This is a genomic window from Actinomycetes bacterium, assembly GCA_022396035.1.
In the GTDB taxonomy this organism is placed as follows: domain Bacteria; phylum Actinomycetota; class Humimicrobiia; order Humimicrobiales; family Humimicrobiaceae; genus Halolacustris.
This window is the reverse complement of sequence record JAIOXO010000018.1, coordinates 1-13,913: the sequence shown is the minus strand read 5'-3', so window position 1 is coordinate 13,913 and position 13,913 is coordinate 1. Positions and strand designations below refer to the sequence as shown.

Below are 13,913 nucleotides of genomic sequence, written 5' to 3'. Positions count from 1 at the left end.
TAGAAACTATGAACAAGAAATTTATAGTTGCAGGCTCCCTGATTTTACTTTTTTTGTTGATATCAGCTGGGTGCAGCCCTGCCGCAGAATTTGGAGAGCTTGCTGTATGCAGAAAGATAGACAGCCAGACTTACCGCCCGTTGGCTGTAGAAGATGAGTTTGAAGTAGATGACGTACAGATATTTGCAACCATTGAGGTAAGTAATGTTGATTCCAGCCATTTTTGGTCCTTTAGATGGACAAATGAACAGAGCGGACAGGTTCTGGCTTCTAATTCCGGCCAGTATATGGAAAATTCCAACTATTATGTTAGCGGCTATTTTGCCAGTTCACTTAAAGCATCACCGGAAGAGGGAATTATTGCAGTTCCGGGAACCTACCGTGTGGAGTTTTTCCATAATAGAGAACTGGTGGATAGTAAAAGTTTTAATATTACCCAGCCCCAGCTCAAAATACTGCAGGTTTGCCTTGCTTCCCAAATCAGTGAAGAAGGCAAACCTGCAGGTACCAGCGAAGAATTCCATAACTGCCAGGACATATACCTTTATCTAGATATTAATTATTCAATTGATGGCACAAAACTGGGGGTGGAGTGGTTCCGGGAAGATCAGTCACTGGCTTTATCGGAGTTGGTGCTGGAAGGCAATGACTGGCACAGAACTCACAGAGTGTTTAAGCTTGAATCGGGAAAGGGGCTGGTACTCGGCTCCTACCGGGCAGATATCTACGTGGATGGAAGATTGGACCGAAGCATAGCATTTGAGGTAGAGAACAACCTTGAGGCCAACCAAGTTTACAGGAATGACGATTATGGCCTGAGTCTGCAGCTTCCCCAATGGCTGGAGCCGGAGGAAACAGAGACTGAAAATTTCCATCAAATAAATTTTGTACCCCGGGATTCAGTCCAGGATCTCAGGCTGGGAGTATGGATTATGGACAAGGATAAAGCTCCTGCTGAAAAAGAATGGGATGAGTTCAGCCAAAGACTGGCCACTGAAAATATTGCAGAGGAATACGGCATTGAATTTGCTTCCAGCCAACCGGCTGATACCGGTTATGTATATACCTATAATTCATCGGATGGAAACTACTGGGAGTTGAGGTTGAACTTCGAACAGGGCGGGGATTACTTTTATATCTTTTCAGGGGTGGCAGAAGAATATTATGTTGAAGATATGAACCATATTTATACAGAAATGCTGGATTCTATTGATTTTTCATTGAGTAATTAATTATTTATATTATAATTACTAGGATTGTTATTAATCTGAATCAGCTATTGGCATAAACAGGCAGTAGCCCTGGCCATCCAGGCAGTTTAGAGGCCCAGGGCTTTAGTGGGGCTGATTAGAAATAGGCCGGCATTGCCTGGGGTGCCGGTTTTACCGGGAGCAGGAACTTTGATTATTAACAGATTAAAATCTATTTTCTGGTTATTTTTAATAATGCTGGTTTGCCTTTCTGTTGGCTGCAACCTTAAAACCTTTGACCGTTTTGAACAGAGCAGGGAATTAATGGGCACGGTGGTGACCATGACTGTTTACGCTACCGATAATCAGCAGGCAGATGATGCCATGGAAGCAGCATTTGAGAAGATGATACAGATAGAAAGTATCGCTAACACCTATGACCCTGCCAGTGAAATTTCAATATTAAATGAGGAAGGTTTCATAAAAGATCCTTCACCTGTACTGGTAGAACTGGTAACTGAATCCAAGAACTATTACCAGATCAGCCAGGGAGCTTTTGACATAACCATACAACCCTTATTAGAATTATGGGAAGCAGGACTGTGGAAGGAAACGGAACAGGTACAGCAGGAAAAGATAGACCAGACCATGGAAGCGGTAGGTTCTAACTATATAATAATGGGTGCAGATAGTATAAGTTTTGAAAAAGAAGGTATGAAAATTACCTTGGGGGGAATTGCCAAAGGCTATGCAGTGGATAAAGCCATGGGAGTATTAAAATCTAAGGGAATTGAGTATGCTCTTGTAAATGCAGGTGGGGATATAATGACCACCGGTAAGAAGCCGGATGGAAGTTTCTGGACCATAGCCTTAGAGAATCCGGACAATAAGCAGGAAAGCATTGAAACTTTCAAGGTTTCTGGCCAGGCGGTAACCACCTCTGGTAATTACGAGAGGTATTTTGATCCTGACCGGGAGGCCCATCATCTGATTGATCCCCGAAGCGGTTATTCTGCCAATCAGTGTATCAGTTCCACTATTATCTCTACCAGCTGTATGGATGCTGATGCCCTTTCTACCTCCATTTTTGTACTGGGGCCACAGCAGGGTATAGACCTGGTTAACAGCCTGAATGGGGTAGAGGCCCTAATAATTGATAATGATAGAAATATATTCAGGTCCGAAGGTTTATCTAAGTATGTTAAAAATTAAAGATTGGATAGAGTTATGAGCATAATTAAAAAAAGAAGCGCCTTTGCCGGGGTAAAGCTTCCCGAAAACAAAATAACTGAAGAAGAACCGGTCGAAAAAATTTCCCTTCCCCAGGTAGCTGTAATACCTGTACAGCAAAATATTGGGGCTCCCTGCGAGTTTATAGTGAAGAGGGGAGATACAGTAAAGACAGGGCAGAAGATAGCTGATACTGACAAGTTTGTTTCGGCCCCTATACATGCGCCGGTTTCAGGGAAGGTATCCAGGAACAAGCAAGTTTTAAACCCGGTAAGCGGCGCAGTGGTAGAGGCGCTAACCATTGAATCGGATGGCCAGGATGAATGGATAGATATGGAGGTTATACAGAAAATTGCTGACATAGATGACTTAAGGCAGGTTCTGGCTATGATCGAAAAAATTCCTGCCAAGGATATTCTGGGCAAGGTCAGGGAAGCAGGTCTGGTAGGGCTGGGAGGCGCAGCTTTCCCCACCCATGTTAAGCTGTCACCTCCACCGGAAAAAAAGATTGATACCTTTATTTTAAACGGTTGTGAATGTGAGCCTTTTATTACCAGCGATCACCGGGTTATGCTTGAATTTGGAAGGCATATCCTGCTGGGTATGTTTATAATTAGCCAGGTACTTAAGCCGGAGAACCTCTATATTGCAATTGAAGATAATAAACCGGATGCCATAGAGTATATGCACAGGCTGGTGGTAGAAATGGGCCTGGAGGATAAGGTGGATGTGGTTTCACTTCCTTCCAGATACCCCATGGGGGCTGAAAAGACATTGATAAAATCTTTGGTAGGCCGTGAGGTCCCTATGGGAGGTCTGCCCATGGATGTGGGGGTGGTAGTCAATAATGTGGCTACCTGTAAATCAGTAGCAGAGGCAGTTCTGGAAGGCAAGCCGCTGGTAGAGAAAATAATAACTGTTACCGGAGCTTTCCAGAAACCCAAGAATCTTTTAGCCAGGATAGGCACCCCTGTTTCGGAACTGGTTGATTATTGTGTACTGCAGGACAGGGATAAGTATCATGTTATACTGGGAGGGCCCATGATGGGTGTAGCTATTAATGATACCGGTTATCCGGTTACCAAAGGCCTTAACTGTGTGCTCATAAAGCAGGGAAAGGCGGGCCGGGAACAGAATTGTATAAAATGCGCCCGCTGTGTGGCTGCCTGTCCCATGGATTTGATGCCGCTGATGTATCCCAAGTATGTTAAAAAAGGAAGGCATGAGGAGTGCAAGCAGTATTATATATCAAATTGCATAGAATGCGGTTCCTGTGCCTATGTATGTCCTGCCAATATACCTATTGTGGGCTATATTAAAACTGGCAAGAAGAAGATTGCAGATAAAAAATAAAATTTGAACTAAAAAAAAGTTTAATTTATACTTATAAAATCTAGGAACAAGAATATGGATATAGACAAAGATAAAATACTGATATCGCACTCACCTCACCTGTGGAAAGGCTTTTCCACTACTAAACTTATGTATATGGTGGTTATAGCTCTACTGCTTCCCATGGGGGCTGGAATTTACTTTTTCGGCTTATCTGCTGTTTATATAATTTTAGCCAGTGTTATTACCTGTTTTTTAACCGAGCTGGCAATAAAGAAGTTTCGTAAAAAGCAGTTTGTAAATGATGGAAGCGCGGTTATTACCGGCATTCTGTTTGCCCTGGTTTTACCTCCCAGAATGCCCATATGGATGGTGGTAGTAGGAGCTATATTTGCTATTGCTGTGGTAAAAGAAGCCTTTGGCGGGCTGGGACATAATATATTTAATCCTGCTCTGGGGGGCAGGGCATTCCTTGCGGTTTCTTTTCCCCAGCAAATGACTACCTGGGTGGCTCCCAGTGGTTTTAATGCTGATGCGGTTACTACCGCAACCCCCCTGGGCCAGAGTTTTGCCCATGAAGGCAGCAAGGCCAGCCTGTACTGGGATATGTTTATTGGAAATACCGGCGGCTCTATCGGTGAAACATCGGCACTGCTTATAATATTGGGAGGCATATTTCTTCTTGCCTTCAGGATTATAGAATGGCGAATTCCAGTTTTCTATATTGGGACTGTGGCCCTGTTAAGTTATGTTTTTGGCAGTGATCCATTGTTCAGTATACTGGCAGGCGGACTTATGATAGGTGCCTTTTTTATGGCAACCGATTATGTTACTTCTCCCACCACCTCCAATGGCAAGATAATATTTGGGGTAGGTTTGGGCCTGCTTACCGTTTTGATAAGAAGGTTCGGGGCTTTACCCGAGGGAGTAGCGTACTCTATATTAATAATGAATGCCTTTACGCCACTTATAGATAAATATTTAAAGAGGAAGCCGTTCGGCTTTCAAAAAAAGGAAGCAGCTTAGAGAAATGCTTGAGAAATTTAAGGAGACAAAAGCATATCCCATAATTCTATTAACGGTGGTGGTACTGGTTTCAGTCACCTTGCTTATGGTGTTAAACAGCATGACTTCGCCGGTTGTGGAAGCCAGGAAAAATGCAGAAATAATAGAAATGCTGGAACAAATTTATCCCCAGATGACTGATTTCAATTATGAACAGGAGATTTATACCGTGCTGGATGGACAGGAGGAGATAGGCTACGCTTTTCTGGCCAGCGGCAACGGTTATGGCGGCGAGATAAGTATAATGGTGGGGCTGGATGCTGATTTGAATATAAAGGATGTAAGCATTGTAAGCCATACCGAAACCCCGGGCCTGGGAAGCAGGGTAACCGGGGATGCTTTTACCGGGCAGTTTGAAGGTCTGTCAGCCCAGGAGGTTGGGCTGTCTTCGGCAGGCGGAGAAATTGATGCTATTTCAGGAGCAACTATTAGCTCGGAAGCAGTGACTTCTGCCATAAAACAAACTATGGAAGAAAAGATAAAGGTTTTAAAGTAAGGATAACCGGCAATGAATGATGAAATAAATGGATGCAGCAGCTGCGGGAAATGCGTTCCGGAGACCAAAAAAGGTTCAGGGTTCTGGAAAGAGTTTGCCAAGGGGATAGTACTCTCTAACCCTGTATTTGTGCTTGCTTTGGGATTGTGTCCTACCCTGGCGGTAACCGGAACCATAGATAATGCTCTGGGCATGGGAGCGGGAGTTATATTTGTATTGCTGGGGGCCAATATAATTATATCTCTGCTTAGAAATGCCATACCAGATCTGGTAAGGATTCCTATATTTATAGTTATTATAGCTACTTTTGTAACCATATTGAGCCTGTTATTTGAGGCATATATCCCTCCGCTATATGAATCTCTGGGGATTTATTTATCCCTGATTGTGGTCAATTGCATTATACTGGGCAGGGCAGAGGTGTTTGCTTCCAAGAACGGCATAGTGATGTCTATTGCTGATGCTTTTGGAATAGGTTTAGGCTTTACCCTGGCCCTGATACTTATTGCTTTGTTCAGGGAGATACTGGGTACAGGAGGCCTGGCCGTATTTGGTTTTCAGCTGTTCAGGATACCGATATTATCCACCAGTCCCCTGGGTTTCTTCGTGTCACCCCCGGGAGCTTTTCTGGTAATCGGCGCTCTGCTGGCAGTATTTAGATGGATAGGAGTGTTGGATAATGAATAATTTATTTTCCATTTTTATAGCTATGGCCATAGTTAACAACATGGTACTGGCCAAGTTTTTAGGGTTATGTCCGTTTTTTGGAGTATCCAAAAAGTTATCCAATGCCATAAGCATGGGTATTGCGGTTACTTTTGTAATGCTTCTGGCCTCTGTTTCTACTACTGTTATTTACAACTACCTTCTGGTACCTTTCCATGTAGAGTTTATGAGGATTGTGCTTTATATCCTGGTTATTGCTTCTCTGGTTCAGATAGTGGAGCTGACCATAAGGAGAACCAATATAATCCTTTATAATGCGCTGGGTATATACCTGCCCCTCATAACCACCAACTGTGCTGTACTGGGTATAGCTTTGATTAACTCCCAGGAAAGCTATAATGTGTTACAGAGCACCATAAGTTCTCTGGGAGCTGGAGTTGGTTTCAGCCTGGTTCTGATTATTATGTCCGGTATCAGGGAGACACTGGATCTGGGAGAAAGCCCTGAATCCATGAAGGGGCTGCCCATTGCTTTCATCACTGCGGCTCTCCTGGCCATGGCTTTCATGGGATTCAGCGGTATGGTATAAAATTTTATAAGGAGTTTTTTTAAAAAATGAGTGTAATTTGGATTGTAATTATATTAAGTGCAATAGGCCTGGTTAGCGGTATACTTATTTTTATAGTTAACAAGGTGCTTCCCAGGGAGCCTGAATCATTGAAACGGGCCGAACAGGTGGCACAGTATCTGCCTGGATATAACTGTGGGGCCTGTGGATATCCGGGGTGTTTTGCTTATGCTCAGGCAGCAGCAGAAGATAAGGATATTATCACTAAGAACCCCTGCGCTACCGTGCTCCAGGATGAGAGCATGCTGTCCGGTATAGAAGAAGCCCTGGGGCTGGAGATTGATACTTCACAGATGAATAAAAAAGCGGTGGTACACTGTTATGGAGTTACCGTGCCGCTGGGAGATTATGAGGGTATTAAAACTTGTGACGCAGCCAACAGCCTGGTTGGTGGTTTTAAGAGATGCTCTTATGGCTGCCTGGGGTTCGGGGATTGTGCTGTGGTTTGTCCCCAGGATGCCATCACCATAGATGAAGTAAGGAATGTGGCGGTAGTTGACCCGGATAAATGTACCGGGTGCGGTTTATGTATAAACCAGTGTTCTAAAGGGATAATAGAACTGGTTCCTGCTGATTCCAATATAGTGTTTAGGTGCAGCTATGAATCCTTAAAGGATATCCCCGGCAGAGAAAGGTGCGATGAAGGGTGTTTGCACTGTCGAAAATGCTTTAAGGCCTGCGAACATGACGCAATTATATGGAACAGGGAAAAAGGCATACCTGAATTTGATTTCTCCAAGTGTATTATGTGCGGAGAATGCATAGAAGCCTGTCCCCATAACCGTCTGATAGAATTAAAGAATGTGGTGCCCCATAAACCGGCATTAAAGAAATAAATTAATTTCGCCTGGATATGCAGTCCTCTCTGGGGCACAGCTCACAGGCAACTTTTGTTTTATCTATCTGGTCCTGGGGTCCGAATCCATAAACCCCGGATATTGATTTAAAGGGAACCATAAGGAAGCTGGAATTCAGTTTAACTCCTATTTTTTCTCCGTCCACCATTTTAAAAATTTCTTTTTGCTCTTCAATGGTCCATTTATACTGGCCGGGGGAGTAGGTACAGGTAGATTCCCAGTCTGGTTGCTGCAGTCCTTCCTGTTTGGCAATAGATGAAAAATGTTCCCCCAAAAGAGTAAGCAGGCTGGTGGTAATCGCATCCATTACTATGGTGGACAGGGTGTCTCCAGTTTTGTTGGTTTCTTTTATGAGCTGATCCACTTTGCTGCCCAGGGTGCATATAAATATAAGGGCTGCCCGGGACCCTTTCAGTATCTTGGAGATATTGGGTCCGTTAAAAACATTGCCTGATTCAAAAAAAACTGAGTCCTGCTCAACTTTGGATATTTTAAACAGCTGATAAGCAGCTTTTGGTTCTATGGCCTGTATGCACTGCGCTCTTTTTTGTTCCAGCAGGTTTTCCAGCAGCTGGTTCAGCCTTCCCCCCATTAGCCTGGTCAGGAAATCTTTACCAACATCTTCCGGGATGTTGAGTTCTATATTATTTAAAATTTTCACTTTGTCCCCTTAATTTTTTTGGCATTTTTAACCATTATAATATAACATGGATACAAGTAAACAGAGAGGAATAGATGCCAGAGAGTTATCTGGAGACTATAACAAAGTATTTTGAAAAAGCGCCTGTAGGCAGTTATTTATCTCTAAAATTACTGGAGGGACAGGCCGGCATGGAGACAGCACCGGAATTTAGCAACATCTTTTTAGTAGCCTGTAGAAAGAAATTTTTTCCCTTAATGAATGTACCCTGGAATGCACCAGCTGATTCTAATGGCAATATGGCAGCGGATACTGGGATGAATTTCAACTTTATAAACCGGAAATCAGGAAAAAGCCGGTTTGCCGGTGAAAAGGTAGGTTCCGGCAGTAGAAGCAGGATTTTTACCTGCAGCAAAACGGTTGGAAAACATACCTGTACAGGGCATGGCTGTTGGTTGGATGATTGCTTATCTGAAAAAGTTAAAACTACCATTTCTGAATAAATTGAAGATAATACATAGTTCAGATTTACACTTAAACCAAAAATATCCGGAGAGGATAGAAGCTTTGGACCGTATACTGGAGCTGGGCGCCGGGCAACAGGCAGATGCGGTGCTGATAGCCGGAGATTTTTTTGATAGCAAGGCAGACTGCGATTATTACCGCCCCCAGCTGAGGCAGAAATTTTCCAACCTTAAATTCAAGGTTATATTAATTCCGGGCAACCATGATTACGGCTCCTTTGAAGGGGATCTGTTTTTTGGCAATGATATCAAAGTAGCCAATAGCAGGCCTTTTGAGATTATTGATTTTGAGCATGTAAGAGTGGTGGCGGTACCTTATTACCGCCAGGATTTCAATCAGTATTTATACCAGGTTAATGAAAGCAGGAGCCCGGATAAAATTAACATTTTGATGATGCACTGCTCACTGGACGCCCCCTTTATAGAGCAGGAAGACCTGGGGGAAGAAAAAGCCCAGAAATACCTTCCGGTAAGTTCCAGGGTATTATCGGAACTGGATTTTGATTATATCCTGGCCGGCCATTACCATAGTCGTTTTATGGTGCAAAAAATCTCAGAAAAGTGTACCTTTGTCTATCCCGGAAGCCCGGTGTCCGTAACCAAAAAAGAGCAGGGGAAAAGGGCAGTGGCGATTTTGGATACTGCCCACAGCAGGCAGGTAAGCCAGGCTTATATTGACAGCAAATATTATGATTCTTTGCATTTTTCATTTCAGCCAGAAATAGAAAATAAGGTAATGGAAGAATTGAGGCAGTCCCTGGGAGAACATGACTGCCGGTATGCTCATTTAACCATTGCCATAGACGGGTTTACTTCTCTGGGGGAGAAAACACTCAAAGCACAAATAGATAATATTATTAAGGGCTATGATTCTGAAAAACTGGATATTGATTTAACCTACCGGGATATATCTGAAGTGCTTTCGGATCCCCTTTATATTAATTTTAAACAGAAGCTTGAGAAGGCTGATTTCAGTCAGGAGATAAAAAAAGATATAGATAATCAGTGCAGGCTTTATTTCTCCAAATTGAGGATGGATTAGGTTTGTTTTTAAAAAAGATAGTATTAAACCAGTATGGCCCCATAAGCGGCCAGGATATGGATATAGGCAAGGGAATACAGATTATATGGGGGCCAAATGAGGCCGGCAAAACCCTGACCATAGATGCCATGCTTAAACTTATGCTGGGTAAAACTGTAAAGGATTTTGAAAACATAGACCGGGTAGACCACATGCCTGAAGGTTACCTGTTAATAGAGGACTACCAGGGGCAACAGCTCAAGATAGGCACGGATAAGAGTTTGAGTCAGCATATGGGCTTAAATCCGCAGGATGCCAGAAATATCCTGGCTATAAGAAACAGTGATTTAACTATAAACCTGGAAGAAGAATACTATCGGACGGTTACCGACCGGCTTACTGGCCTGCAGACGGAAAGAATAGAAAGCATGGTGGATATGTTCAGGCAGTATGGCCGGCTTACAGACCAGGGCAGCCTTTCCAACCGTAAAGAGTATGGCAATATTAAAGAAAATCGGGAGAGGGCGGAACAGCTTGCAGGGAACCTGAATAGTTACATGGCCCGGGCCCGGGAGGAAGAATTGGATGAGCTGGAACTTCAAAAGCTAAAACTGTCAGAGGAACTCAAACAGGCTAAACAGGCAGTAGCCTATAGTGAAAAACAGCTTGCCTATAATGATTTTAAACAGATAGAAGGTAATCTTGAGCAATTGTCTGACCTGGTTAAAAATTACCGGCAATACAAAAAATACAGCCATGAGGATTATAACCGGCTTATAAAGCTTGAGTCTGAAATGGATGCAGCCGAAACCAGTATTAAAGCAAGCTCTTCAGAAGCAGAAGCCCTGGGCAGAGCGATAACAGATATAAAGGGTAAAAAAGCAGATGTTGAAGGAAAAGTTAAGCCGTATGCTGATAAATGGTCAGTGGTGGATAATTTAAAACAGGAGTTGACCGGGCTGCAGAAGCAGAAGCAGGTCAGCCCGGCCAGACTGCTTATGTGGGTGTCCTTTGCTCTGTTGTTGCTGGCCGGCTTGAGCATTGTACCGCTGGCCCTGCACCAAAATTTAACTTATCTGTGGTTAAGCCTGTCCTTTTCTGTAATGTTTTTAGCTTTCTTTTTGCCCTATTTTTACCGATGGTCGAAATTCAGGGCTTACAAGGTCAGGGTGGAGGGGTTACTAAATGAATTTGCCAACCTGGGGTTTAAGGCCCATGATCTCAAGGAAGTGGCTTCGTCTGTTAGCAGGTTTGTGGACGAGAAAAAATCTTTGGAAGAAAGCAAGACAAAATTAGAACAGGAGCTGGAAGTGGAAAGCAGGCAGAGGCAGAGAATAATTGAAGAGATAGGTAGAAACAATAAGCTCATTTCTGATCATAAACAAGAGATGGCTGATATTTTGAACCAGGTGGGAGCAGAAAATATTACCGGGCTGTCCAAATGCCTGGATGAAAAAAAGGATCTTCAGCACAGAGGCAAACAGATCTATTTATGGCTGGGTAAGGAACTGGGAATGGAGCCTGACCCGGATTTGAGTATGGATGAACTTGAAAAAAAACTTCCAATCATGCAGGAGCTTGCCCTTAACCGGAGACCGGAAGATTACAGCTCTACCAGGGTGGACCAGGATATAGACCGTGAGCAGTACCAGCAAAAAAAACAACAGTTATTGCAGCTGGAGGAGCAGTTAGAGCAAATAGGGCAAAAATTATCCGATCACCAGGAAAGGCTGCGGGATTTTCAAAAGAGGTTAAACCAGCTGGATATTGACCAAATTCTGGAATTGGATAGCCTGTCCAAGGTTCCAAGGGCAGAGACTTTTCTGGAAGAATTTATACAGGATATAGACAGGCGGTTTGAAGTAGCAGTAAAAGCAATTTCAATTTTTGAGCAAATCAGTAGCGAAGAACAGCTAAAGGTTTCTGATATTTTCGGCACTCTTTCTGCATCTGATTATTTTAAACAGATTACCGGACAGCGCTATAATCGAATCTATTATGACTCTGCCCAGAAGAGAGTAAAAGTGGTAAACAGGGATGAGTCTATCCTGGATGCGGTTCAGTTAAGCCGGGGGACCTATGATCAATTATACCTGGCTATAAGGGTTGCCCTGGCCCAGAAAGTACTGCCGGAGCCTTGTTTCTTTATACTGGATGACGCTTTTATCTATTCAGATAAAACCAGGCTCAGTCAGCAGTTTGAGGTACTGGCCCAGCTGGCTGAAAAAGGCTGGTCTTTTATCTATTTTACAGTAAAAGAAGAGGTAAAAGAGGCAGCGGAGCAATTTTCTGATAACAAGTTGATCTGTATGGAAGAAAGTAGATAAATTGAAGAATTTTAGATATGACCCACGGCTCTATGACCTCCAGATAAACTGGAAGGCCAGGCTGGACAGGGAGGTTGAACTGCTGGCGGGAATAATAGAGGAGTATGATGTAAGCAGGGTACTGGATATTGGGTGCGGCACCGCCCACCACCTGCAGGCCCTTTCTGGTTATGCGGACCAGCTTACAGGTATTGACCCCTTGCCGGATACCATAGAGTATGCCAGAAAGAATGTTATTAAAGCCGGCAATGTATGTTTAAGAGTGGGAGGGTTTGAGGATTTAAACAATATGGATATGCAGGATTTTGGTTTAATCATGAGCCTGGGTAATACCCTGCCCCTTCTGGGAAGCCGCAGGAAGGTTAAACTGGCCCTCAAACATTGCCGCAATAAGCTGGCAAAGGGAGGGGTAGCCCTGTTTCAGTTTTTAAATTTCAATAAGAGCATTATAGAAGAAAACTGCTACTACCAGCCCAAAGTGGTAATGGAGGGAAAGAACCAGTATATATTTTTGAAACACTTTGAATATGGCAGGATTAAGACCAGGGCAGATTTTATAATAACTGAAATCGGGCCCCAGAAGGAAGTGGCCCAGTTTGGGGTAAACAGTTCCTGGATGTGCACTCTTAAAAAAAATCTTTTTTTAAGAATGGCCCGTAACCAGGGGTACTCAAAAATAAGATTGCTGGGGCCTTCGGGTAAAAAAGAGTTTGACTATGGCCGGGATATAAGCCTGTATGCAATGTTAAATAAATAATTAAAATAAGAGGAATATTATGGATAAGCTGAAAAGGTTTGGGGTATCTATAGAGCAGAATTTGCTGGAAAGGTTTGACCGGTATCTGGAGTCCAGTGGTTACCAGAACCGGTCCCAGGCTATAAGGGATCTGGTGAGAAAAGAATTAGTGGAGAACCAGTGGGTAAGGAGCAATGAAATAGTGGCTGGAGCCATTATTATGGTTTATGACCATCACCAGAAAGAACTAATGGATAACCTGGTGCATATTCAGCATCATCACCAGGAAATTATAATATCCAGCCAGCATATCCATATGGACCAGAGGATGTGTATGGAGGTTATAATAGTAAAGGGTAAAATGAGGCAGGTGTATCAGCTGGAGGCAAAACTTAAGGCTGTAAAAGGGGTAAAACATGCTTCTCTGGCTAAATCTACTCTGGGCAAAGACATTTAGTTCAGGCATTTTCCCCTGACTTGACCGCTTAATCCGATTTTTCATGTACTCAAACTGTAAAAACCTGATTAAATGGGGCTTTTCATTGTAAAAAATACATAAAATGTGGTTCCTGATTGGTACCTGAATTGACGATTCCGCTATATAATGAAGCCATGTCAGCCTTCATTAAACAATATAAGGCGCGCAACGGCGCAACGGTTATACAGGCAGTGTTCAAAAACGGGCGCAGCGTGAAAAAGACTATCCATGTCGGAACCGCTCACAATGATATAGAGATCGCCGAGCTAAGAGCGGTCGCAAGAGATATCATTTGCAAAGGGCAGATGTCGATGGATTTTGGCGACAGCTATAAAGCAGGCACCGGTATGGCGCTGGAGAGCACATACTCGGCCGTCTTATGGGATGCGCTGTCCAAAGTATATTACGATATCGGATTTGGTAGTCTTGGGGACGAGGTTTTCAAACAGCTTGTGCTGGCGCGTATCATTGAGCCGACATCTAAGTTGGACACGATACGTGTCTTAAGTGAACTGGGACTGGATGCCCCATCAAATTCCAAAATACACAGGACACTAAAAAAGGCCGGGGAAAATGATTATCGCAGTATCTTAAGCGATGCATGTTTTAGGAGCATGGACAAAGGCGCACTCTCGCTTCTACTCTATGACGTGACCACGCTGTACTTTGAAGTTAAAAATGAGGATGGATACCGCATGAGCGGCATGAGTAAGGAACGCCGGC

General features: G+C 43.5%; 15 protein-coding genes. 14 read left to right on the top strand and 1 reads right to left on the bottom strand.

The annotated features are described in order from the left end of the window. Positions 1 to 8 precede the first annotated feature (8 nt). From K9H14_06410 to K9H14_06375, 8 genes are all read left to right on the top strand, one after another. On the top strand, positions 9 to 1,232 hold the full coding sequence (locus K9H14_06410) for a hypothetical protein (protein MCG9479828.1): 1,224 nt from the start codon (positions 9 to 11) through the stop codon (positions 1,230 to 1,232). A gap of 168 nt (positions 1,233 to 1,400) precedes the next feature. Then, positions 1,401 to 2,402, top strand: a complete 1,002-nt coding sequence (locus K9H14_06405) for an FAD:protein FMN transferase (GenBank protein MCG9479827.1) — start codon at positions 1,401 to 1,403, stop codon at positions 2,400 to 2,402. A gap of 15 nt (positions 2,403 to 2,417) precedes the next feature. Then, positions 2,418 to 3,773: an electron transport complex subunit RsxC gene (gene rsxC, locus K9H14_06400; protein ID MCG9479826.1), complete on the top strand. Its 1,356-nt coding sequence runs from the start codon at positions 2,418 to 2,420 to the stop codon at positions 3,771 to 3,773. Between the two features lie 54 nt (positions 3,774 to 3,827). Further along, positions 3,828 to 4,778 (top strand): RnfABCDGE type electron transport complex subunit D, encoded by a 951-nt coding sequence (locus K9H14_06395; GenBank protein MCG9479825.1) that lies wholly within the window; start codon positions 3,828 to 3,830, stop codon positions 4,776 to 4,778. Positions 4,779 to 4,782: 4 nt separating this feature from the next. After that, complete coding sequence (locus K9H14_06390) at positions 4,783 to 5,313, top strand: FMN-binding protein (GenBank protein ID MCG9479824.1); 531 nt, start codon at positions 4,783 to 4,785, stop codon at positions 5,311 to 5,313. Positions 5,314 to 5,325: 12 nt separating this feature from the next. Further along, positions 5,326 to 6,000 carry an electron transport complex subunit E gene (locus K9H14_06385; protein MCG9479823.1) on the top strand — a complete coding sequence of 225 codons (675 nt, stop codon included), beginning with the start codon at positions 5,326 to 5,328 and terminating at the stop codon, positions 5,998 to 6,000. After that, positions 5,993 to 6,568, top strand: coding sequence for an RnfABCDGE type electron transport complex subunit A (locus K9H14_06380; GenBank protein MCG9479822.1), 576 nt, complete (start codon positions 5,993 to 5,995; stop codon positions 6,566 to 6,568). Before K9H14_06385 ends, K9H14_06380 begins: the two co-directional genes overlap by 8 nt. 26 nt (positions 6,569 to 6,594) lie before the next feature. Then, complete coding sequence (locus K9H14_06375) at positions 6,595 to 7,443, top strand: 4Fe-4S binding protein (GenBank protein MCG9479821.1); 849 nt, start codon at positions 6,595 to 6,597, stop codon at positions 7,441 to 7,443. Between the two features lies 1 nt (position 7,444). Here K9H14_06375 and K9H14_06370 read toward each other — a convergent pair whose 3' ends face one another. Then, a complete protein-coding gene (locus K9H14_06370; protein MCG9479820.1) occupies positions 7,445 to 8,125 on the bottom strand; it encodes a hypothetical protein in 681 nt (226 codons plus the stop codon). Between the two features lie 74 nt (positions 8,126 to 8,199). On the opposite strand from K9H14_06370, the gene K9H14_06365 reads away from it, so the two are divergent. The 6 genes from K9H14_06365 to K9H14_06340 form a co-directional block, all read left to right on the top strand. Continuing rightward, positions 8,200 to 8,607 (top strand): hypothetical protein, encoded by a 408-nt coding sequence (locus K9H14_06365; GenBank protein ID MCG9479819.1) that lies wholly within the window; start codon positions 8,200 to 8,202, stop codon positions 8,605 to 8,607. 1 nt (position 8,608) lies between these two features. Further along, positions 8,609 to 9,670, top strand: a complete 1,062-nt coding sequence (locus tag K9H14_06360) for a DNA repair exonuclease (protein ID MCG9479818.1) — start codon at positions 8,609 to 8,611, stop codon at positions 9,668 to 9,670. A gap of 2 nt (positions 9,671 to 9,672) precedes the next feature. Beyond that, positions 9,673 to 11,976 (top strand): AAA family ATPase, encoded by a 2,304-nt coding sequence (locus K9H14_06355; protein MCG9479817.1) that lies wholly within the window; start codon positions 9,673 to 9,675, stop codon positions 11,974 to 11,976. A gap of 1 nt (position 11,977) precedes the next feature. Beyond that, positions 11,978 to 12,733 carry a class I SAM-dependent methyltransferase gene (locus K9H14_06350; protein MCG9479816.1) on the top strand — a complete coding sequence of 252 codons (756 nt, stop codon included), beginning with the start codon at positions 11,978 to 11,980 and terminating at the stop codon, positions 12,731 to 12,733. Between the two features lie 19 nt (positions 12,734 to 12,752). Further along, the gene (gene nikR / locus K9H14_06345; GenBank protein MCG9479815.1) at positions 12,753 to 13,169 is read left to right on the top strand and encodes a nickel-responsive transcriptional regulator NikR; all 417 of its coding nucleotides are present in this window, start codon (positions 12,753 to 12,755) and stop codon (positions 13,167 to 13,169) included. A 116-nt stretch (positions 13,170 to 13,285) separates the two neighbouring features. Beyond that, the coding region (locus K9H14_06340; GenBank protein ID MCG9479814.1) for an IS1634 family transposase at positions 13,286 to 13,913 on the top strand (628 nt) is incomplete at its 3' end.

Excerpts from the sequence above, each read along its gene's own strand:
- K9H14_06410 (MCG9479828.1), top strand. The coding sequence starts at position 9 with ATGAACAAGAAATTTATAGTTGCAGGCTCCCTGATTTTACTTTTTTTG.
- rsxC (MCG9479826.1), top strand. The coding sequence starts at position 2,418 with ATGAGCATAATTAAAAAAAGAAGCGCCTTTGCCGGGGTAAAGCTTCCC.
- K9H14_06395 (MCG9479825.1), top strand. The coding sequence starts at position 3,828 with ATGGATATAGACAAAGATAAAATACTGATATCGCACTCACCTCACCTG.
- K9H14_06390 (MCG9479824.1), top strand. The coding sequence starts at position 4,783 with ATGCTTGAGAAATTTAAGGAGACAAAAGCATATCCCATAATTCTATTA.
- K9H14_06385 (MCG9479823.1), top strand. The coding sequence starts at position 5,326 with ATGAATGATGAAATAAATGGATGCAGCAGCTGCGGGAAATGCGTTCCG.
- K9H14_06380 (MCG9479822.1), top strand. The coding sequence starts at position 5,993 with ATGAATAATTTATTTTCCATTTTTATAGCTATGGCCATAGTTAACAAC.
- K9H14_06375 (MCG9479821.1), top strand. The coding sequence starts at position 6,595 with ATGAGTGTAATTTGGATTGTAATTATATTAAGTGCAATAGGCCTGGTT.
- K9H14_06365 (MCG9479819.1), top strand. The coding sequence starts at position 8,200 with ATGCCAGAGAGTTATCTGGAGACTATAACAAAGTATTTTGAAAAAGCG.
- nikR (MCG9479815.1), top strand. The coding sequence starts at position 12,753 with ATGGATAAGCTGAAAAGGTTTGGGGTATCTATAGAGCAGAATTTGCTG.